Consider the following 22,417-nt stretch of genomic DNA (forward strand, 5'->3'; position numbering starts at 1 on the left):
TGGGGCCGGATCCAACCCGCCGGGCCTGCGGTACTACGGCCGGGAAGCACGATGTGCAGGCTGCGGAGCCTGCCGGTCCGGGTACGCGCGGCGTGAACCAGAGGCCTGCCTTACTTCCGTCCTCGAACGCCCGGCGGCACGCGCCCTCCCAGGTTCTGGCAGTTGCCACCGTGCTCCCGCCCGACCGATCTTCACCCTGTACGGTGCCGACCGCCCCTAATATGGCTTCGAGTTGGGGGAGCGTGTCTTGGGGAGGGACCGCGGATGAAGGTTCTCAGACCGACGCAGCCGACGAGCGAACAGCTCACGGTGATCAACAACCACAAGCCGGGGGTGTTCGTCGTGCGGGGCGCCGCCGGCAGCGGAAAGACCACTACTGCCCTGTACCGTCTGAAGTTCACGGCCGGCTTCTGGCAACGCCGCCGCCGTGACGGCTTCGTCAGCGGTCCCGTGCGTGTCCTGGTTCTCACCTACAACCGCACGCTGCGCGGCTACATCGAGGAACTCACCCAGGAGCAGCTCAAGGGCAACGACATCGAGCTGACGGTTTCCACCTTCGCGAAATGGGCCACTGACCGCGTGGCCTACGAGCGCATTCTCCAGGAGCACGAGCGGAGCCGGAAACTGGCGGCTTTGGCGGCTTCCCTGCCGCTGTCGACCGACTTCATACGCTCCGAGGTGGACTACGTACTAGGCCGCTTCGCGCCGGAACACCTCACCGAGTACATCGCGTGTGAACGGCAAGGGCGTGGCCGCTCTCCGCGGATGCCGGCACCGTTGCGCCGCCGGCTTTCGGAGGAGGTAATAGATCCCTTCCAGAAATGGAAGAAGCAGCAGCAGGTGTGGGACTGGTCCGATCTGGCGAACGCCATGGCGACCAAGCGTACCGGCGACCCGTACCACGTGGTGGTGGTCGACGAGGCACAGGACTTCTCGGCCAACCAGGTCCGGGCGGTCCTCAACCACCTCACCGACGAGTACACGCTGACCTTCGTCCTCGACGCCGCGCAGCGCATATACCCTCAGCGCTTCACCTGGAGCGAGGTCGGGCTGAGCGTGGGTCCGCACAACAGCAAGCTTCTGTCCAAGAACTTCCGCAATACCCGGCAGATCGCGGCCTTTGCCGCACCGCTGCTCCGTGACGTGGAGAAGACCGACGACGCCGCGGTTCCGGACCTCACCTCCTGCAAGGCGGAAGGCGCCAAGCCTGTGCTGGTCCAGGGTAGTTTCACCCGGCAGATGGACCACGTGGTGCGGTTCCTCGACGACCTCGGTCCCGACAACGACGAGTCCGTCGCCATCCTTCACGCCAAGGGATGGTTCGCTGAGGTCAAGAACCGCCTGGACGCGGCCGGGCTGGCCTACGTCGAACTCACTCGGAACGCCGAGTGGCCGGCGGGGCCGGTGAATGTAGCGCTGTCGACGATGCACTCCGTCAAAGGGCTGGAGTTCGATCACGTGATCATTGTTGGCCTCAACAGTGAGGTCATGCCACACGCCACCGAGCCGGGTGACAGCGAGCGGGACGCTCACCTGCGCCTGTTGGCCATGTCCGCCGGACGCGCGCGTAAGACGCTGACCATCACCTACAAGCCTTCCGAGGCCAGTGACCTCATCGCCTGCATGGACCCGGACACGTACGAGGTGAAGTCCATATGACCACCACCGAGCCCAGCCCGTCCATACCGGACGGCGACAGACCTGTCCTAGGGATAGGCGCCCTCATCCAGGATCGGAAAATCACCCAGGTAGTGCACTTCACCACCAATCGCGGCCTGCTCGGCATTCTCGTGCAGGGGCGGTGCAAGGCCCGGGCGCTCTTGGCACGCGACCAGTACCTCGAGAGCATCTATCACCAGAACACCAAGGTCCGGAGAGAAGCTCGGCAGTACTGGTCCTACGTCAACCTGAGCATCAGTGAGCCCAACCACCGTTTCCTGCGCATTAGTAGAGAGGGCTGGTGGGCAGGCGAAGACCTGTTCTGGGTGGTTCTGGGCTTCGACCCAGTGATCATGACGCATCCAAGCGTCCTGTTCGCCCCGGGCAACATGGGATACGCCGGAATCACCCCCGTCGAGGGCCTGCCCGGAGTGGCGGCCCTCTTCGCCGACCGCGTCCCCGAGGGTTACGGCAAGACGGTGCTGCGCGGGGACCGAGCGTGCCACCTCCCGACGAACCCCCAGGCCGAAGTGCTCTACCCGCAGGCCGTATCCACTCGACACCTGCAGCGCATCCACGTCCTTACCGACGAGGACGCGGCGAAGGCCGAGGCCATTGTCAGTGTCAGCGGACATGATGGAGTCGACATCATCGTCGACCCAGTCATGTTCGGCAGGTAAGGACTACGGTGAACGCCATGCAATGGGAGGCAGTACGCGCCTCGGCGCAGTGGGCCGCGTACGGAGACGCGCTAGGCTTCATCACCGAACTGACCGACACCGCCGGCGTACACCGGCGCGTCGGACAGGATGAAGTGACCACCACCGTGCCTTGGAAGAGACGCATCGGGGGGCGCTACGGGCGCGACATACCTCTTCCCGCAGGCGCGTACTCCGATGACACTCAGCTGCGCCTGGCCACCTCACGCGCCATCCGCGGAGACGGTGAATTCGACGCCGAAGCCTTTGCGAAGATCGAGGTCGTTGCCTGGCAGGCCTACGCCCTGGGAGCCGGCCGTGGGACCAAAGCCGCGGCCACGGGCCTGATGAGAGTCGAAGCCAAGTGGTCGCAGAACATGTTCGCCACCAAAACCGCCCGCTACATCGACCTCGGCGGCAATGGGGCCGCCATGCGCGTCCAGCCCCATGTCTGGTCCGCGCGCGACCTCACCGACCTGGACGGCATCACTCGCGACGTCGTACGCAACGCCGTGAGCACCCATGGTCACCCCCGGGGCATCCTTGGAGCGGTCCTGCACGCCCTGCTGCTGGCCCACGTCCTGGACACCAACGAACTCCCCGGCCCCAAGCAGTGGCGCCTCGCGATCGACTGGCTCGAGCAGGTGCCCGACGTCATCGCGAAGGACGAAGAACTCGCCTACCTCTGGCTCCCCGCGTGGAGCGCCGCGGCAGGCGTCGAATTCCGCTCAGCCGCGATCGACGTCGCTGATGAATGCCGTACAGCGCTCGACGCCTTCCACCCCACGTACCCACTGACCGCGGAGACCTATGCCGACCTGGTGGAGCGGTGGGGCGGCTTCAGGGAAGCCACGCGCGGATCGGGTACGGTCACCGCCCTGCTGGCCGCGGTCCTCGCACATGCCAGTGCCGACTCGCCCGGAGCCGGTCTGCTCCTCGCCGCCAATACTCTCGGCTCCGATACCGACACCATCGCCACCATGGCCGGCGCGCTCCTGGGCGCCGTCACGGCGTGCCCGCCGCCCGGTCCTGTGCAAGACGCAGCGGTCATCGACTCCGAGGCACGCCGCATGTGGGACATTTCCCAGGGCCGTGAAGCCGCCACCTTCGCCTATCCGGACCTGTTGCGCTGGAGCCCTCCCAAGGCCACGCTCGACCTCGTAGGCCACACGCCCCTGGGGCCGGCACTGGCCGGACTGGGGCCCCTCGCGCCCACGGACGCGCCGGCATCGGTCAACCCGGCCACCACCTACGTGTGGGGTACCTTGCCGTTCGGCCAGAGGGTCCTGGTGCGCGCCAGGACGGCTCTCAGGGCGCTGGATGAGAGCCTGCTCCCGAGAGACGCGAGAGCACCGCGGCGCCGGCCTGTCAGGGACGCCCCGAAAGAACAGCAACTCCTCTTCGAAAGCCCACCCCAGCCTTCCGCACCAGCCCAACAACGGCCTGCATTCCCCGTAACCGCACCCGGTGCCGCGAGCGAGCGTGTTCACAGGCACGCACCCCCAGCCCTTGAGGAGATCGTCGAAGAGCTGGCAAGGAACGGATTCGCTCCGGAACAAGTGGGTCGGGCCATGCTCCAGCAGATCCGAGGTGGCCGGTACAGCGTGGAACGGGCCGCCGCGTTCGCCGGGCTCCTCGCCCACGCCTACCAGCAGGGCGATCAGTAGCAGTCCGGCCCGGTCAGCCGGCCGTCTGTCGGCCGGGTCGTCATGCCAGGCCGAATCGCCGGGCCGCAGGCGGTGATTCATCCTGTTCTCGTACGTCGAGCGACCTATGCCGTCGCCGAGCTCCTCGTTGACGGCCTCGGATACTTGCTCACGGACGGCCTGACTGACATCGTTTCGATGGTGTCGCAGCGTCCGGCGTGATGGCGGGCGAGCGAGATCACGGCGCCCGGGCGCTGCCCTCAAGGTCTCGTTCGGCTCGACGCGCATGAGCGGCTAGCAGTCGGGAGCATTTCGACTCAGCAGGGACAAGGGAGTGCTTTCTCGGCTCAGCGAGAGCTGACCGATGCGCTGAGCTGTCAGCTCGCCGGGCCGCGCCGGACTGTTGAGCACTACCGTCAGTATGGCGATGAACCGTGCTCGACCAGGAGACCGGGTGCTCGGCAGGCCGTGGTGCAGCCGCCGTAGTAGAGCTTTGAGCTGTTCGCTCTGCGGCACGGGCCTCAACGCAACACGCCTCCCGGCCCTTATGGACCAGGCTGGAAATCCTGCTTCCCGGCGAAGGAGCTCCAGACATGTCAGCAGGGCCGCGTTCGTCGGCTCCGAAGTGGGGGCTTATCACCATTCACCCGACGGCTGCGCAGTACGCCGCCTTCCGCTCAAGAGCCGCTGCTGACACAGCATGCCGGGCTGACGCCGATCCGGCGGTCGGCCCGCGGATGAGCTCGTCGAGAACGGCGTTGGACGGATGCGACCCAACAACAGTGGGCTGCAGGGCCGGGCGTCGGTCGGTGGATGAGACGAGCCGTCGGGTGGGCCGGCGGCTTGAGTGCCTGCTGGAGGACGTGGGCGCTAACCGGGCCTTCGCCGCCGTTCGGAGACGAAGCATGGTTCGTGTCGGCGCGGCGTCAATGACCCAGCACAGGTCCCGGGCCGAAGTCGACTGGGTATCGGGCTGCGGAGAGACCTCCGCGGGCCAGCCAGCGCGTTCGTTCTCCCGGTCGTGGTACATGAGGAGCGGCGGTTCGTCCCGTCGCCCACGAGGCCACGGCCCGCCCGTTCGGCACCGGTAGACGGGATGGCGATGCGTGCCTTGTACGTGAGGGTGTTCGTGCCGCAGGCGCGGCTGCCGGCGGGCGGGTGGAAGTGAATGCCGAGGCCGCTGAAGTGACTGCTTCTGTTCTTCGATACGCCGGCCCGCTCGCCGGAGTGGTGGCGGACGATCGGCTTCACTCGCCCGGTGTGGCCAGCGGGCCGGGAAGCCGGGTGGGCCTCAGGATGCGCTTGTCCAGGGAGTAGACGTGGTGGGTGTCGGTGAGTAGCAGCCGGCGGCTATCGGTGAAGTCGGGGCTGGAGGCCTTGGTCATTGCCGTCGATGTGGAGCCGGTTGCCCTCCTCTCGCAGCCGGACACCGGCGCTGCCGCCGACGAGCCGGAAGCGGCAGATCTCGGTGCGGCGATGGCCCACAGCAGCTTGTGCTGAGGATCCACCGCGTGCCGTGCACCTCGACCAAGGGGTAGGACTTGACGTGGGTGAGGGAGCCGAAGCGGCCGTCGCGCGCCTGCGGTTCTTCTCCTACATGGTCGTCGGGCAAGGAGCGCTGACCGGCAGGTACGGCCCGGCGCATCCGTTGCCGAAGGGGAGCAGCCGGGCGGCGGTGTACAACGGCATCCCGCTCCGACTGCGCGCGCTGACGGGCCGGATGGGGGCGATCGGCGAGAACCGAGGTGCGTCCGCCGCCGATGTCGCCACCGCCTGGGCCATCGCCAAGGGGACCACCCCGATCACCGGGGTCACGCAGGTGGGTTATGTCGACAGGGTGGTTCGGGCTCGAGGCATCGAGCTTGCCGACGAGGAGATCACGGAGCTGGAGGCGCCGGCGGATACCGCGGACGTCGATACGCGTGGGTGGTGGGAGTGCGAAATGCAGCAGTGGATGGAATTGAAGCAGGGACCGAGGAAGGGACCGCGTCCGTTTCCAGGCGCGCCCCGCGAAGCCGGCCATGGCGAACACGCCCGGCTCGCTCTACTGCTCCCTGTCGACACCGAGGAGCGGTGACGGGATACGGGCCCCTCGGTGAGGTCGGCGTCACGGGGTGCCGTTCCCCATGACGAGGTCTTCCACCCGGCAGGTCTCGCCGATGATGAGGTCGTAGAGGTTCTCCAGGAATCCGGTGTCGATGCCGTGGGTCTCCCCGTACTCCGCCGCCCGGCCTTTGACCAGCTCTATCCGGGCCGGCTGCATCATCGGGACCTCATGCGTCGATTTGTGCCGGGCGATGCGGACACAGCAATCGATCCGTCGCCGCAGTGTGTCGAGGAGTTCCGCGTCGATATCGTCGAGTTCGGCCCGCAAGCGCGCCAGCTGCTGCTCGCCGTTACGCTGATCCGTCACGCTGGTCATGGGGGACACCACTTTCGTCTGTCATGCGTCGCAAGGTCTACGGAGCCGGCAGGAGCCGTCTTCAGGCGGTGAGGCCGGCATCGTCGCGCGGCGTGTCCTGGAGCGCAGCGAACATCCGCTCGCAGCGCGTCTGGTAGTGCGAGAGCTCCGGGCCCAGGAAGGCCCGTATGCGGTGGAAAGCGTTCGCCATCTCCTGCTCCTGCCCGTCGGCTACCAGGTCGGCGAGGCGCCGCAGCGCGTTCGCCAAGTCGTCACGCGCCCGTGTGGCATGGGGGTTGGCCGACTGGATGTCCCAGTACACCTCGGGGGCACCCCCGGCCATCCGGGCGAGCAGCGAGAGCAGCGTGGTGTGCGGCGGGGGCGCTGCCGCCGTCAGCTGTCCGATGTCGACAGGGGCTTCGGCGAGGGCGAACCCGAAGCAGAGGACCGCGGCGTGGGTCAGTGCCTGGGTGACCGCGGTGGTCCGGTCATGCCGGTCCGGGGCGAGGCGCAGCAGTCGCCCGCCCCACTCCTCGATCAGGCCGAGGAAGGCGGCGACGCCGGGCCCGTCGCGCAGCACCACCGCGGCGACCGTCCGTCCGGCGATGCCCAGCGAGGGCTTGAACATCGGGTTGATGCTCACCTGCTCGGTCCCGTCGGGGCAATCGGCGAGTTCGGCGATCAGGCGGCCCTTGACCGAGAGCGTGTCGACGAGGACGGAGCCGGGCCGCATCAGGGCGGTGAGCGGTCCGGCCGCCGCGAGGGCCACGGGTTCGGGGACCGCGAGCAGCACCAGATCGGCCGCGGCGATGCGCCGAGCGGCTTCGCCGCCGGGGTCCAGGGCGGTGATGTCCGCGAGCAGCCAGGTGACGGCCCCGTCCGCCATGCCCGTGCGGGGCGCACCGCTGTCGATCGCGCACAGCTCATGGGCCGTGGAGCGCAGCAGCCGGAGGAACATGTCTCCCACGGCGCCGGCGCCGCCGACCACGACACAGCGCCGGAATCCAGGGGCCGTCATATGAGCCCGCCCGCGGTGGCTCCGGCAGTCGCCGGGACCGGCACGGCGCTTCCGGCCGTGTCGGCCGCCTCCGCGGCCGCGTCGATCGCGGCCAGCAGCGCACGCGCCTTGACGAGGGTCTCGGTGAACTCCTCCTCGTGATCGGAGAGCGCGGTGATGGCGCCGCCGACACCGAACTCCGCCGTCCCGGACTTCACCACCAGGGTACGGATCACGATGCTGAGGTCCACCGCGCCGCTGAGGGAGAACCAGCCGAGCGCCCCCGCGTAGACTCCTCGCGGGCCGCATTCCAGCCGGTCGAGGATCTCCATGGTGCGCTTCTTGGGCGCACCCGTCATCGAACCGCCGGGGAAGGCCGCGCGGACGCAGCCGACGGCGGACTGACCCCGACGGAGCGTGCCGCGAATGGTCGAGACCAGCTGGTGCACCGGGGCGTAGGTCTCGACGTCGAACAGCCGGGGCACGTGGACGGAGCCGACCTCGCAGACCATGTTGAGGTCGTTGCGCATCAGGTCGACGATCATCAGGTTCTCGGCGCGGTCCTTCTCCCGGGTGAGGAGGTCCTGCCGGAGCGCTTCGTCCTCCTCGCGGGTGGCACCGCGTGGCCGGGTGCCCTTGATGGGTCTGGATTCCACGCCGCCGAACGAGTCGATGGTCAGGAACCGCTCGGGGGAGGCGCTGAGCACAGCCATGCCGGGGAATTCGAGGAGCGCGCCGTAGGGCACCGGACTGATGCGGCGCAGCGACGCATACAGCGGCAGTGGGGCGGTTTCGGTGGGCACGGAGGCCATGTTGGTCAGGCAGATCTCGTACGACTCGCCGTTCCGGATCTCCGCCAGGCACTCGTCGATGCGCTTGAGGTAGGCGTCCTTGTCGTGGCGTACGGTCACGGTGCTGCCGAATCCGAGGTCGCCGCCGGACAACGCGGGGGTGGCCGGGGTCGGGACATCCCGGTTCACGAGTGCGGTCAGCCGCTGTGCGGTGTCGTCCAGCCAGGCCCGGGGTGCTTCGTCCTGGCCCCGCAGGCCGAGGCAGAGAGCGAACGCCTGCCGTTCCTGATGGTCCAGGACGATCAGCCGGTCGGCGAACACGAGGGCGGCGTCCGGGCTGTCGGAGCGGTGTGCGGCGTCACCGATCGTCTCGGCCTTCAGTTCGTATCCCAGATACCCGACGTAGCCGAGGTTGAACTCGAAGGGCAGCCCGTCCGGGACGGGAACGCGGCGCCGGCCCAGTTGTTCCTCCAGGTACGAGAAGAACGATTGGCGGATCTCGACGCACCGGCCGTCGGAGTGGCGCACGGTCACAGCCTCGTCGGCGACACGATAGGTGAGGTATTCGCCCAGCGGGCCGTCTCCGTCGCCGAAGAAGGAGAAGCGTGAGAGCCCGTCGAGAACCGCGCTGCTGTCGAGCCAGAAGGCTGAGTCGGAGTCCGCGGCAAAGGTGCGGTAGACCAGTTCGGCGTCGGGTATCCCGGGTATCCGGCGGACGTGCACCTCGTACGGATACGGCTCGGCGTCACAGGATGCGGTGGAGGCGGTCGGCGCGGAGCGCCGCGCGGTGGCGAGGGCCAGGTCCCGGAAGTTGGCCAGTAGTTCCCTGCCGCCCTCGCTGCCGATGGATTCGGGATGGAACTGCACGCCCCAGAGGGGTCTCTCACGGTGCCGCAGTCCCATCACCACACCGTCATCGGTCCAGGCGACCACTTCGAGCTCCGGCGGCAGGTCCGAGACGGCCAGCGAGTGGTAGCGCACGACAGGCAGTGGTGAGGGCAGCCCTTTGAACAGTCCGGTACCGGTGTGCCGGATGTCGGAGACTCGTCCGTGCATGGGAGTGGGCGCCAGGCCGACGCTCGCGCCGAAGAGCCGGGCTATGCCTTGGTGTCCGAGGCAGACACCCAGGAGGGGAAGGCCGCTCTCCATGATGGCCTGTCGGCTGATGCCGAAGTCGCGGGGGCGGCCGGGGTGCCCGGGGCCGGGCGAGATGACGATCCCGTCGAAGTCCTCGACCGTGATCCGCGACCAGTCGTCGTCGTTGCGGATCACCACCGGCGGCCGGCCGTTCACCTCGCCGATGATCTGGAACAGGTTGTAAGTGAAGGAGTCGTGGTTGTCGATGAGGAGAGTGCGCATGGCGACCGGCACCTTCTGATGAGGAGTTACTGGAGGGGCGTCGAGGGAGTGCTCGGCCTCACGGGTCGCGGTGCGCCGGTGTACGGGAACGCGCAGCACTGATTCCGCACGCGCTGATGGGCATCCGGCGAACGCCCTTCCACGATGCCGGAATATGACGCGACGTCATGAGCGCTGAGTCCACAACTGTGTTGGCAATGAGTTCACTGCTGGCCGTCGCGAGCGGCGGGAGCGTGGTGTGTGGGTGCCTTTGACACCGCGTGGGCGCTCCGGCGGTCGTGGTCCCAGTGCCCCAGTTCCCCAGTGCGTTCAGTGCATCCAGCGCACCGTGTGACCCGTGCGCCCCGTGCGACCGACTTCGGCCGAGCCGCCCGGACCGCGTACGGCACGGCGCCCAAGAATCACCGGACCAGACCCTTTACGGCGCAAGTGGAGGCATTGCCAAGGCGGTTGTGGACTCAGTGCTCATGACCTCGCCGTCACGTTCCGGCATCGTGAAGAGGGCGCTCGCCGGTGTGAGACGGCAGAGTGCGACGAGGCATCGAGGTGTCACTTTCGTGGACGCGACGGCACGGTTGGGTCGTGCGGTCCACGAGGGACGTCGACATCGACCAAGAACGAGGAACAGCACGTGAACATGCGCACATTACGCGGCGACCGGTACCGCCGGCACGGCAGGTGAACGCCGCCGCCGTCCTGATCTCCAGGGTGAGCGGGCTTCAGGCCGTACGGGCGACGTGACGCCCCGCTCGGGCCGACCGGGCTCTGGCGGCGCCGAACGGTAAGGCGGCACGCTGCGAGAGCCGCGTGGCGTAGTGAGCCCACGGGCTCACCGCCGGGTGTATGGCCTTTGCCGCCGTGTCGGCCATCGCTGTACGGAAACCAGTCTTCACGTCCCCGTCGTCGGGAATCCCCCCGAGGCCGAGGCGCCGAGCGCACACCGTCGCGACGCGCTGCGCTCTTATGCGTCCGCACGGCATGCACGGCTGTGCAGTGCGGGGGTGCGGGCTGCTCGCCCCGTCGCCCTGGTGGACCGCCGTTTCGCGGACCGTGACGGCCTGTCCGAACCGAGTAGCGGTATCAGCCCTGGCCCAACCATGTGTGTAATCCCGAGCGTTCGCGCATCCCGAATCGAGCAAGGGGGAGATCTCCGTGGCATCAAATCCGTTCGAAAACCCTGACGGCATCTACTCGGTGCTGGTCAACGACGAAGGCCAGCATTCACTGTGGCCCGCTTCGATCGACGTCCCGGAGGGATGGGCGGTCGCCCTGGAAGGTGCGGGCCGGCAGGAATGCCTCGACTATGTCGAGACGCACTGGACTGACATGCGGCCGGTCAGTCTGCAAAACGCCATGAACAGTCGTGACTGAGAGAGACGCGAGTGGGCTTGCCGTGATGGAGCTCGCCTGATCCGGGGCCTCGGCCTCATTTTCCGCTCGATGTATCCAGAGCATCCGTCACTACGGGGACCGCATGACTGTGCACCACACCCTTCCTCAATTGTTCGAGTTCCAGGCGAGGTCAGCGCCGGACAGTGTGGCGATTGTCCATGGCGGCGAACGCATGACGTACGACGAGCTCAACCGGGCGGCGAACCGCCTCGCACACCATCTGATCGGCCAGGGCCTCGGCACGGAGGACATCGTCGCCGTCGTCCTGCCGCGATCGCCGGAGATGGTCGTGGCGATCGTCGCCGTGGCCAAGGCCGGGGCCGCCTACCTCCCCGTCGACCCGAACTACCCCGCCGAGCGCATCGACTACCTGCTCGCCGACGCCCGGCCCACGGCTGTGCTGGTGACCGGCGACACCGGCAGCGATGTGCGGGCGGCCCATCCGCTCCGGCTGGACCTGGGTGCGCCGGGGACCGTCGCGGCCCTGCGCCTGCGGCCCGACACCGATCCAACGGACGCCGACCGGAGACGGCCGGCCTCGGCGGCCCACCCGGCGTATGTGATCTACACCTCGGGTTCCACGGGCAAGCCCAAGGGCGTGGTGATGGCGCACCACGGTGCGGTGCGGTTGTTCTCCGCGACCGAGAACCATTTCGCGTTCGGGCCCGACGACGTCTGGACGATGTTCCATTCCTTCTCCTTCGATTTCTCGGTGTGGGAAATGTGGGGTCCGCTTCTGTACGGCGGACGCCTGGTGGTCGTCAGCCATGAGGTCTCCAGGTCGCCCTGGGAATTCCTCGAGCTGCTCGCGGCGGAACGCGTCACGGTGCTGAGCCAGACTCCGTCGGCCTTCTACCAGCTGATACAGGCGGAAAGAGAGAACCCGGAGGCAGGGCGTGCGCTCAGCCTGCGTGTGGTGGTGTTCGACGGTGAGATCCTCGACATGCGGCGTCTGGCCGAATGGTACGAGCGGCATCCCGACGACGCGCCGGTGATGGTGAACATGTACGGCGTCACCGAGGCCGCCGTACACGCCACCTACGCCGAGCTGGACAGCCGTACACCCGGATCGGTCGACCGCAGTCCCATCGGGAAAGCCCTGTCCGACCTCACCATCGATGTCCTGGGGCCCGGCCTCGAGCGCCTGCCCGCCGGGAGCGTCGGCGAGATGTACGTGTCCGGCCCGGGGCTGGCCCGCGGTTATCTGGGCCGCCCGGGCCTGACCGCGGAGCGCTTCGTGGCCTCTCCCCACGAGCCTGGCCGGCGGATGTACCGGACCGGTGATCTCGCTTGCCGGACCGCCGCCGGCCAGTTGGAGTTCGTGGGCCGCGCCGACGCGCAGATCCAGGTACGCGGCTTCCGCGTCGAACCGGGCGAGATCGAGGCCGCGTTGACCGCTCACCCCGGTGTCGACCAGGCGGTCGTACTGCCGTGGGAGCCCGGCTCGGGCGGTACGCGGCTGGTCGCCTACGTCGTCGCGTCGGGGGGACGCGGCGCCGGCGACCCGCACGGATGGCGCGATCACCTGGGCAGGAGCCTGCCGGAGCACATGGTGCCGTCCGCGTTCGTCACCGTGGACGCCCTTCCCCTGACCGTGAACGGCAAGCTGGACCGGCGTGCGTTGCCCGCGCCCGATCTGAGCGCCGTCGCCGCCGGCCGTGCACCGCGCACCCGGCAGGAGGAGATCCTCTGCGGAGTGGTCGCCGAACTGCTCGGCGTACCGGCGGTGGGCACCGATCACGGCTTTGTGAGCCTGGGCGGCGACAGCATCACCGCGGTCCGACTGGTGGGCCGGGCCCGCCGGGCCGGTCTGTCACTCACCACCCGCGACGTGCTCGGACAGCGCAGCCTGGCCGACCTGGCCGCCGTCTCCGCACCGCTCGACACGGCACCGGACGAGTGCGACGACCAGGCCGGCGGCCCCCTTCACCTGACGCCGGCCATGCGGGAGGTGTGCGGTCGAGGCGGCCCCCTCGACCGGCTCAGCCAGTCCCTGGTGCTGAGGGCGCCCGCCGGGCTCACCCGGTCCGCCCTCCTGGCCGTACTGCAGGCGCTGCTGGACGGCCACGACGCGCTGCGGCTGCGCATGGAGACCACCGGCGCCGAGCCGTGGAATCCGACCGTCCTGTCGGTCGGCGCCGCGGACGCGGACGCGTGTCTCACACGGGCCGACGCGCGGGGCGTCGACGATGCGGACATGGCGCCGCTCGTCGCCGAGGGCATCGATGCCGCCAGGGACCGGCTGTCCCTCAAGGACGGAGTGGTCGTCCAAGCGGTGTGGTTCGACCGCGGCGCGCAATCCTCCGGTTACCTGGCGCTCGTCGTGAACCAACTGGCGATCGACGGCGCCTCATGGCGCATCCTCCTCGCCGACCTGCGGACCGTCTGGGACGCGGCGGCCGCCGGGGACGACCGGCCGAGGCTCTCCGGCGGCCGCGTTTCCTACCGGCGCTGGTCGCGGCTGCGGGCGTCGGAGGCACGAGCGACGCGACGGATCGCCGACCTGCCGGACCGGACACGGGCGGCTGGCGGGACGGTGGCCGCGGCACCGGCCCACGGACAGAGCCAGGCCCGTGGCGGGATACACCGGCTCACCGTGCCCGCCGATCTCACCGAGGCACTGCTGACCACCGCGCCCGCGGCACTCGGCGCCGATACCGGCGACCTGCTGCTGACGGGGCTGGTACTCGCGATCGCGGAGCGGCGACAGCGACACGGCCGGGACGGCGGCGAAACCGTCGTCATCGACCTCGAAGACAGCGGCCGGCCGGTCATCGGCGAGGACGCGGACCTCTCCCGCACCCTCGGCCGATTCGCCACCTCCTTCCCCGTCCCCTTCCCCATGGGCCGCCTGGACTGGAAGGACATCCGCAGGGGCGGGCCGGCCGCGGGCAGAGCACTGCGACAGGTGCGACACTGGCTGCGGCACGGCTTCGGCCACGGCCTCCCGCACCAGCCGAACGCGCGAACCGCCGCCGAACCGGCCGCATACCACCGTCCGGAGCTGAAGTTCGGCTACCTCGGCCGCTTCACGGACGGGCAGCACGGCCCCTGGTCCGTCGACCCCGCATACGACATCGGACCGGACGAAGCCGGCGGTACGGCCATGACCCAGCGCGTCGAGGTCCACGCGGCGGCCTGTGACGGCCCCGGCGGACCAGTGCTGCGCACCACCTGGACCTGGGCGGCGGACGGCGATCCGGCCGCATCCGAGGCGCATGAACTGGCCGATTCATGGCTGTTCATGCTCAGGGCGCTCACCGCCTGTGCGAAACGGCCGGAATCCATCGGGCTCACGCCGTCCGACGTGACCTTGTCCTCCATCAGCCAGAGCGAGATCGACGATCTCGAAGCCGAGTTGAAGGCCCGGTAGGGAGTTAGAAGATCATGACGGATACCCCCTCGATCATCGAAGACATCCTGCCGCTCTCCCCGCTGCAGGAGGGACTGCTCTTCCACGCACGGCTCGAGAACGCGTCGAAGAACCTTTACGTGGCGCAGTACACCATCGAGCTCCGCGGGGAGCTGGACGCGAAGGCGCTCCGCGCGGCCGCGGCCGCCCTGCTGGACCGCCACGCGAATCTGCGCGCCGGTTTCCGGAGCCGGAAGACCGGCGAGCCCATCCAGGTGATCCGGCGCGATGTGCCGCTCCAGTGGAACGAGTACGACCTGGGCGGGCTGCCACCGACGGCGGCCGAGGCCCGATGCTCCGAACTGACCGACGAGGACTGGGCCCAGGGCGTCGACGCCGAGGCGTCGTCCCTGCTGCGCTTCACCCTGATCCGGCGGAGTCCGCGACGGCACCGGCTGGTGGTGACCCACCACCACCTCGTGTTGGACGGCTGGTCCATGACCCTTCTTCTGCGTGAGCTGTTCCTGCTCCACGCGCACGACGGTGACAGCTCTGTCCTGCCGGACACGCTCCCGTACCGCTCCTACCTGGCCTGGCTGGCGGCCCGGGACCGCGCCGCCGCCCGGGACGCCTGGCGCGCCGTCATGGACGGCGTGGACGAGCCCACCCTGCTCGCACCAGGCGCCCCGAGGCGTTCCGGCTCCGCCTCCCAGGACATCACCCTCGAGCTGGCACCGGAGCTCACCGCACGTCTGAAACAACAGGCCCGGCAGAGCGATGTCACCCTCAACACCGTCTTCCAGGGGGCCTGGGCTCTGCTGCTCGGCCGGCTGACCGGCCGCGACGACGTGGTCTTCGGCGCCACGGTCAGCGGGCGGCCGGCGGAACTGCCAGGCGCCGAATCCGCGATCGGGATGCTGATCAACACGGTGCCGGTGCGGGCGCGGCTGCGGTGCGACGATTCTCTGCGAGATCTTTTCGAGCGCATTCAGCAGCAGCGCTTCGGGCTTCTGGACCACGACCACCTCGGGCTGGCCGAAATCCAGAGCCTCCATGATTCGGACGGCGGCCAGTTCGACACGAGCGTGGTGTTCGGCAATTTCCCCATGGACAGCCTCACACCATCGGATCCGGCGCGGGGCGAGCTCGACATCGGCATCACCGTCCGGGAAGCCGTTCACTATCCCCTCTCCCTGGACGTACAGCCGGGAGACCTCCTGACGCTGCGCTTCTTCTTCCGGCCGGACGTCTTCGACCGGGCCGCCGTAGCGGAGATCGCCGAGCGGCTGGTACGGGTACTGGAGCAGATCGCCGCCGACCCTCACACCGCGGTGGGCGACACGGGGATCCTTCTGCCCGGCGAGCGGGAACGCCTCCTGGCCGCAGGGATGGCGACCGTGGCGCAACCGCCGAACACCACGCTGCCGGAGCTGTTCGAGCTCCGCGCCGCCCGCGTTCCGGACCGGATCGCGGTCGCGAGCGAGGACGCGAGCCTGACCTATGCGGAGCTGGACGCGCGGGCCAACCAGATGGCGCGATGGCTGATCCGACAAGGCGTCGGCCCGGAGTCGGTGGTGGCGTTGGTGCTGCCCCGCTCCCCGGAGCTGCTGGTGGCGCTCCTCGCGGTCCTCAAGGCAGGCGGCGCCTATCTTCCCGTGGACCCCGGCTATCCCGCCGAACGGATCCGATTCCTGCTCGCCGACGCCCGGGCTGCCGTCTTGCTCACCGACAGTCGTACCCGCGCCGCACTGCCCGTCGGGGACGCCGTACGGGGCACATTCACACTCGATGATGAGCAGACCATCGCCGCGATCGCCGCCCTGCCGCAGCACGCACTCGCGGATGCCGAACGGACCGGCCCCCTGCATCTGGATCATCCGGCGTATGTGATCTATACCTCCGGTTCGACAGGCCGGCCCAAAGGCGTGGTGGTTTCGCACCGTGGAGTGGCGAGTCTGGCCGTGGCCATGCGGGAGGGGCTCAAGGCAACCGCGGAGAGTCGGATCCTGCAGTTCTCGTCGCCGAGTTTTGACGCGGCGGTATCGGAACTGGTGATGGCTTTCAGCAGTGGCGCGACGCTCGTCGTCCCGCGTCCGGACCAGTTGGCCGGTGAGGGACTCGGCCGTGTGCTGCTTGAAGAGCGGGTTTCGCATGTGCTGATGCCGGCGTCGGTGCTGGCGTCGGTGCCGGCTGGTGTGGAGGACCGGCTGCCGGATCTTCTGACGGTGGAGCTGGCAGGGGAGGCGTGTCCTCCGGAGTTGGTGGCGCGGTGGGCGGTGGGCGGTCGTCGGGTCATCAATGGCTATGGGCCGACCGAGTCGACCGTGTTTGTGTCGCACAGTGGTCCGCTGTCGGCCGGTGGACCGGTGCCGATCGGCCGACCGGTGGCCGGGGCCCGGGTATACGTGCTGGACGACCGGTTGCAACCGGTCCCGGCCGGTGTCCTGGGTGAGTTGTATGTCTCCGGTGCGGGTCTGGCGCGTGGCTATCACGGGCGTTCGGGGCTGACCGCGGAGCGGTTCGTGGCGTGTCCCTTCGAGTCGGGCGCGCGGATGTACCGGACGGGTGATCTGGTGCGGTGGAACGGCGATGGTGAGCTGGAGTTCGCCGGGCGTGCGGACGAACAGGTGAAGGTGCGCGGCCATCGCATCGAGCCCGGTGAGGTCCAGGCCGTGCTGGCCGGGCACCCCGATGTGGCACAGGCGGTCGTCGTGGCCCGGGAGGACGCACCGGGCGACACCCGGCTCGTGGCCTATGTGGTGCCCGAGGGCCACACCGCCCTCACCCCCGGCGAGCTGCGCGCCCATGTCGCGCGGAGCCTGCCGCGGTTCATGGTTCCCTCAGCCTTGATCACCCTCGAAGCACTGCCCCTGACCCCGAACGGCAAGCTGGACCGCAAGGCCCTGCCCGCGCCCGATCACCAGGCGGGTGGGGTCGGCAGGGCGCCGCGCGGCCCGCGGGAAGAGGTGCTGTGCGGACTGTTCTCCGACGTCCTGGGGGTGCCCAGGGTCGGTGTCGATGACAACTTTTTCGATCTCGGCGGACACTCCCTTCTGGTGACCCGGCTGGTGAACCGGATCCGCAGCACCCTGGGGCTGGAGGTGTCCGTCACGACGGTGTTCGACACGCCTACGGTGGCGACGCTGGCACACCGGCTGGATGCCGGAGACCGGCCGCGCCCCGCACTGGCGGCGCGGCCGCGTCCCGCACGCGTGCCGTTGTCCTTCGCCCAGCGGCGGTCGCGGTTCCTGTACGAGATGGAGGGGCCGTCGGCCACCTACAACGTGCCGTTGGCGTTGCGGCTGACGGGGCGGGTGGACCGGCGGGCGCTGCGTGCGGCCCTGCTGGATGTGATCGGACGCCACGAATCGCTGCGTACGGTGTTCCCGCTGGGCGACGGGTACTCCGAGCAGACCGTCCTGGACCTCGACCGGATCGACCTGGGATGGACGGTACACACGGTCACCGAACCGGAACTCCCGGACGCCTTGGCGACCGCCGCGCGCCATGCCTTCGACCTGTCCGTGGAGCTGCCGATCAGGGCGTGGCTCTTCGACATCGCGGACAGTGCCGACGATTCCGTCCTGCTGCTGTTGCTGCATCACATCGCCAGCGACGGCTGGTCACTGGGCCCACTCGGGCGCGACCTCAGCACCGCGTACTCCGCCCGGGTCGCGGGACATCCCCCGACATGGGAGCAACTGCCCGTCCAGTACGCCGACTACACGCTGTGGCAGCGGGAACTGCTCGGCGAGGAGTCGGACCCGGACAGCGTCTTCTCCCAGCAGATCGGCTACTGGACCGGACAACTGGACGGTCTGCCCGCCTGCTTGAACCTCCCGACCGATCGCCCCCGTCCCGCCGTGCAGTCGTACGAGGGGGCCACTGTGCCCTTCACCCTGGACGCGGAGCTGCATCGCGGACTGACCACCCTGGCCCGGGACGCGGGTGCGACGGTCTTCATGGTGCTGCAGGCGAGCATGGCGACGCTGCTGACCCGGCTGGGGGCGGGCACCGATATTCCCCTGGGCTCGCCGATCGCGGGCCGCACGGACGAGGCCCTGGACGATCTCGTCGGACTGTTCCTGAACACGCTGGTGCTCCGTACGGATACCTCAGGCGATCCGAGCTTCACCGAAGTGCTGACCCGTGTCCGCAAGACGATCCTCGCGGCCTACGCCCATCAGGACGTGCCGTTCGAGAGCGTGGTGGAAGCGCTGAACCCCCGGCGCTCCGCGTCGCATCACCCGTTGTTCCAGGTGATGTTGGTTCTGCAGAGCGCGCCGGCGTCCCACATCGAGCTGCCGGGGCTGACAGCCTCCGCGTACTCCGTCGACACCGGCGTGGCGCAGTTCGATCTGCTGGCGTCCCTGCTCGAACACCACGACGCCGCCGGCGCACCGGCCGGTATCGATGCCGTGCTGGAATTCGCGACCGATCTCTTCGACCGTGCCACGGCGCAAGCGCTGGTGGCTCGGTGGCTGCGCCTCCTCGAGCAGGTGGTGGCGGATCCGGGGCGGCCGATCGCCGAGGTGGACGTGCTGCTCGACGGTGAGGAGGAACTTGTGGAGAGGAGTACGGGTGAGCGGAGGACGGCAGAGGACTCGGCGGAACCCGCCGGTGCCGACACCGGTGCTCGTGCGCCGGGCACCCCTCAGGAAGAGGCGCTGTGCCGGCTGTTCGCCGACGTGCTGGGTGTCCCCACGGTCGGTGTCGACGACAGCTTCTTCGATCTCGGCGGCCACTCGCTGTCGGCGATCCGACTACTGGTACGGATCAAGAGCGTGCTGGGCGTCGAGATCGCCATCGCCACCCTCTTCGCCTACCCCACGGTGGCGGGGCTGGCGCGGCGGCTGGACACCGGCGGCACGCGACGCCCGGCCTTGGTGGCCAGGCCGCGCCCGGAGAGCATTCCCCTGTCCTTCGCCCAGCGGCGCCTGTGGTTCGCGTACAAGCTGGAAGGCCCGTCGGCGTCCTACAACATGCCCTTGGCATTGCGGCTGACCGGCGCGGTGGACCGGGATGCTCTGCGGTCGGCTCTCCTGGACGTGGTGACCCGGCATGAACCGCTGCGCACGGTATTCCCCGAACGGGGGGCCGAGCCCTACCAGCGGATCGTCCCCCCGGACCGGGCGGAGCTGGTCTGGGAGACCCAGGCGGTTACCGAGAGTGAACTGCAGCGGGTACTGGAAGCCGCGGCGCGGTACGGGTTCGACCTCTCCACGGAGATACCGATCCGGGCATGGCTCTTCGACATCGCGGACAGCGACATCGCGGGCAGTGGCGCCGGCGACGATGAATGCGTTCTCCTGGTGCTGGTGCACCACATTGCCAGCGACGGCTGGTCACTGGGCCCGCTGGGCAGGGACATCGTCGAGGCGTATGCGGCTCGGTCCGTTGGGCGGGTGCCGGCGTGGTCGGAGTTGCCGGTGCAGTATGCGGATTACACGTTGTGGCAGCGGGAGTTGCTGGGGGATGAGTCTGATCCGGACAGTGTCCTGTCGCGGCAGGTGGCGTACTGGAAGGAGCAGTTGGCGGATCTGCCGGAGCAGCTGAATCTGCCGACCGACCGGCCGCGGCCCGCGGTGGCCTCGTACCGAGGCGGCAGCTTGATGATCGAGCTAAACGGCGGGCTGCATCGGAACCTGTGTGCTCTGGCGGGCCGTAGTGGCGCGACGGTGTTCATGGTGTTGCAGGCGGGTATGGCGGCGTTGCTGACGCGGCTGGGTGCGGGTACGGACATTCCGTTGGGCAGTGGGCAGGCGGGGCGTACGGATGAGGCGCTGGATGATCTGATCGGGTTCTTTGTCAATACGTTCGTGTTGCGGATGGATACGTCGGGGGATCCGAGTTTCTCGGAGTTGTTGGGGCGGGTCCGGGAGACGAGTCTGGCGGCGTATGCGCATCAGGATGTGCCGTTCGAGTATTTGGTGGAGGTGCTGAATCCGCAGCGGTCCGCCGGCCATCAGCCGATGTTCCAGGTCGCGTTGGTGCTGCAGAACGCCCCCGGCGGCAGCATTGAGCTGTCAGGGCTGCGGGTGGCCGAGATGGAGGCCGCAACCGGCACGGCCCGCTTCGACCTGCTGCTCTCCCTGGTAGAACGCTTTGACGCGGCTGGCGACCCGGCTGGTATCGAGGCGTGGGTCGAGTACTCGACGGATTTGTTCGATCGTTCCACGGTCGAGTTCTTGATGGCGCGTTGGGTGGGGTTGCTGGAGCAGGTGGTCGTGCGCCCGGAGTTGCCGGTCGGACGGACCGGGATCCTGCTCGACGGTGAGCGGGACCGGCTCGTGTTGGACTGGAGTGGCTCTTCCGCTGCGGTGTCTGCCACGTCGTTGGTGGGGTTGTTTGCCGAGCGGGTGTGGTTGGCGCCGGATGCGGTGGCTGTTGAGGTCTGTGGTGGGGAGTCGGTGTCGTATGGGGAGTTGAATGCGCGGGCGAATCGGCTGGCGCGTTATCTGGTGGAGCGGGGTGTGGGGCCGGAGCGGGTGGTGGGGGTGTTGTTGCCGCGGTCGGTGGAGCTGGTGGTTGCGGTCTTGGCGGTGATGAAGGCGGGTGGTGCGTATCTGCCGCTGGATCCGGCGTATCCGGCGGATCGTCTGGAGTTCATGCTGGCCGATGCGCGTCCGTTGCTGGTGCTGGACGGGGAGTCGCTGCGCGGGGACTGGGGTGCGTATCCGGATGGTGATCTGGATTGCCGGCTGGAGGCGGCACACCCGGCGTATGTGATCTACACCTCCGGATCCACTGGTCGTCCCAAGGGTGTGGTGGTGTCGCATCGTGGTGTGGCGAGTCTGGCTGCCGCGCAGCGGGACCGGTTGAGGGTGACGGCGGAGAGCCGGGTCCTGCAGTTCTCGTCGCCGAGTTTTGATGCGGCGTTCTGGGAGTTGGTGATGGCTTTCAGTAATGGTGCGACGTTGGTGGTGCCGGGTGTGGAGGAGTTGTCGGGTGGGGGTTTGGGGCGTGTGTTGGGTGAGGGGCGGGTTTCGCATGTGACGTTGCCGGCGTCGGTGTTGGCGTCGGTGCCGGCTGGTGTGGAGGAGGGGTTGCCGGGGCTGGTGACGGTGGTGTTGGCGGGTGAGGTGTGTCCGCCGGAGTTGGTGGCGCGGTGGGTGGTGGGTGGTCGTCGGGTGGTCAATGCGTATGGGCCGACGGAGTCGACGGTGTGTGTGTCGATGAGTGGGGCGTTGTCGGCGGGTGGGATGGTGCCGATTGGTGGGCCGGTGGCTGGTACCCGGGTGTATGTGCTGGATGAGGGGTTGCGTCCGGTTCCGCCGGGTGTGGCGGGGGAGTTGTATGTGTCGGGTGTGGGTCTGGCGCGGGGTTACCAAGGCCGTTCGGGGTTGACTGCTGAGCGGTTTGTGGCGTGTCCCTTCGAGTCGGGTGCGCGGATGTATCGCACGGGTGATGTGGTGCGGTGGAGCCGGGATGGTGAGCTGGAGTTCGCGGGTCGTGCGGATGAGCAGGTGAAGGTACGGGGTTACCGTATCGAACCGGGCGAGATCGAGGCCGTCCTGGCGAGCCATCCGGACGTGGGGCAGGCGGTCGTGGTGGCCCGCGAGGACAACTCCGGGGATGCGCGGCTGGTCGCCTATGTCGTTCCTGATAATGCCAGTGATCCGCAGTTGAAGGATCACCAGGTGGGTGACTGGCGGAACATCTATGAGTCGGTCTACTCCGGCGCGCCGGACAAGGACTTTGGCGAGGACTTCACAGGGTGGAACAGTTCGTATTCCGGTGAGCCGATTCCGTTGGGGGAGATGCGGGAGTGGCGGGATGCCGCGGTGGCGCGGATCCGGGAGTTCGCACCCCGGCGCGTGCTGGAGATCGGTGTTGGCTCAGGACTGCTGCTCGCGCGGTTGGCTCCGGAGTGTGAGCAGTATTGGGCGACGGATTTCTCGGCGAATGTCATCGGCCGGCTGGAGCGCCAGGTCGCGGATGCGGGGCTGGCTGACCGGGTGCGGTTGCGGTGTCAGCCCGCTGACGAGATCACTGGTTTGCCGGACGGGTATTTCGATACCGTCGTGCTGAATTCGGTGGTGCAGTACTTCCCGACGGGTGATTATCTGGCGCGGGTGTTGGACGGGGCGCTGCGGTTGCTTGCTCCGGGTGGGCGGATTGT

General features: G+C 68.6%; 11 protein-coding genes. 7 read left to right on the forward strand and 4 right to left on the reverse strand.

The features are described 5' to 3' along the window. The first annotated feature begins 264 nt into the window (after positions 1-264). The 3 genes from ACH4PU_RS34255 to ACH4PU_RS34265 are packed head-to-tail and all read left to right on the forward strand — an operon-like array spanning position 265 to position 4,024. Entirely contained in the window at positions 265-1,659 is a 1,395-nt protein-coding gene (locus ACH4PU_RS34255) for a 3'-5' exonuclease (protein WP_398281265.1), read from the forward strand. Next, entirely contained in the window at positions 1,656-2,339 is a 684-nt protein-coding gene (locus ACH4PU_RS34260) for a DarT ssDNA thymidine ADP-ribosyltransferase family protein (RefSeq protein ID WP_398281268.1), read from the forward strand. Before ACH4PU_RS34255 ends, ACH4PU_RS34260 begins: the two co-directional genes overlap by 4 nt. Before the next feature lie 17 nt (positions 2,340-2,356). Further along, positions 2,357-4,024: an ADP-ribosylglycohydrolase family protein gene (locus tag ACH4PU_RS34265; protein ID WP_398281299.1), complete on the forward strand. Its 1,668-nt coding sequence runs from the start codon at positions 2,357-2,359 to the stop codon at positions 4,022-4,024. Positions 4,025-5,250: 1,226 nt separating this feature from the next. Here ACH4PU_RS34265 and ACH4PU_RS34270 read toward each other — a convergent pair. Continuing rightward, positions 5,251-5,388, reverse strand: a complete 138-nt coding sequence (locus ACH4PU_RS34270) for a hypothetical protein (RefSeq protein WP_398281271.1) — start codon at positions 5,386-5,388, stop codon at positions 5,251-5,253. A gap of 161 nt (positions 5,389-5,549) precedes the next feature. Between ACH4PU_RS34270 and ACH4PU_RS34275 the strand changes: the two genes are divergently transcribed. Further along, on the forward strand, positions 5,550-6,080 hold the full coding sequence (locus ACH4PU_RS34275) for an aldo/keto reductase (protein ID WP_398281274.1): 531 nt from the start codon (positions 5,550-5,552) through the stop codon (positions 6,078-6,080). 30 nt (positions 6,081-6,110) lie between these two features. Here ACH4PU_RS34275 and ACH4PU_RS34280 read toward each other — a convergent pair whose 3' ends face one another. From ACH4PU_RS34280 to pabB, 3 genes are all read right to left on the reverse strand, one after another. Beyond that, on the reverse strand, positions 6,111-6,416 hold the full coding sequence (locus tag ACH4PU_RS34280) for a chorismate mutase family protein (RefSeq protein ID WP_398281277.1): 306 nt from the start codon (positions 6,414-6,416) through the stop codon (positions 6,111-6,113). Between the two features lie 70 nt (positions 6,417-6,486). Then, positions 6,487-7,362, reverse strand: a complete 876-nt coding sequence (locus ACH4PU_RS34285; RefSeq protein WP_398281280.1) for a prephenate dehydrogenase dimerization domain-containing protein — start codon at positions 7,360-7,362, stop codon at positions 6,487-6,489. Positions 7,363-7,418: 56 nt separating this feature from the next. Then, complete coding sequence (gene pabB / locus ACH4PU_RS34290) at positions 7,419-9,551, reverse strand: aminodeoxychorismate synthase component I (protein WP_398281283.1); 2,133 nt, start codon at positions 9,549-9,551, stop codon at positions 7,419-7,421. A 1,152-nt stretch (positions 9,552-10,703) separates the two neighbouring features. Between pabB and ACH4PU_RS34295 the strand changes: the two genes are divergently transcribed. The 3 genes from ACH4PU_RS34295 to ACH4PU_RS34305 form a co-directional block, all read left to right on the forward strand. Then, the gene (locus tag ACH4PU_RS34295; protein ID WP_398281286.1) at positions 10,704-10,922 is read left to right on the forward strand and encodes an MbtH family protein; all 219 of its coding nucleotides are present in this window, start codon (positions 10,704-10,706) and stop codon (positions 10,920-10,922) included. Between the two features lie 103 nt (positions 10,923-11,025). Beyond that, positions 11,026-14,316, forward strand: coding sequence for an amino acid adenylation domain-containing protein (locus ACH4PU_RS34300; protein ID WP_398281289.1), 3,291 nt, complete (start codon positions 11,026-11,028; stop codon positions 14,314-14,316). A 14-nt stretch (positions 14,317-14,330) separates the two neighbouring features. Beyond that, positions 14,331-22,417, forward strand: an 8,087-nt coding sequence (locus ACH4PU_RS34305; protein ID WP_398281293.1) for an amino acid adenylation domain-containing protein, incomplete at its 3' end; no start/stop codon positions are given.

The organism is Streptomyces sp. NPDC021100 (assembly GCF_044333095.1).
GTDB lineage: Bacteria > Actinomycetota > Actinomycetes > Streptomycetales > Streptomycetaceae > Streptomyces.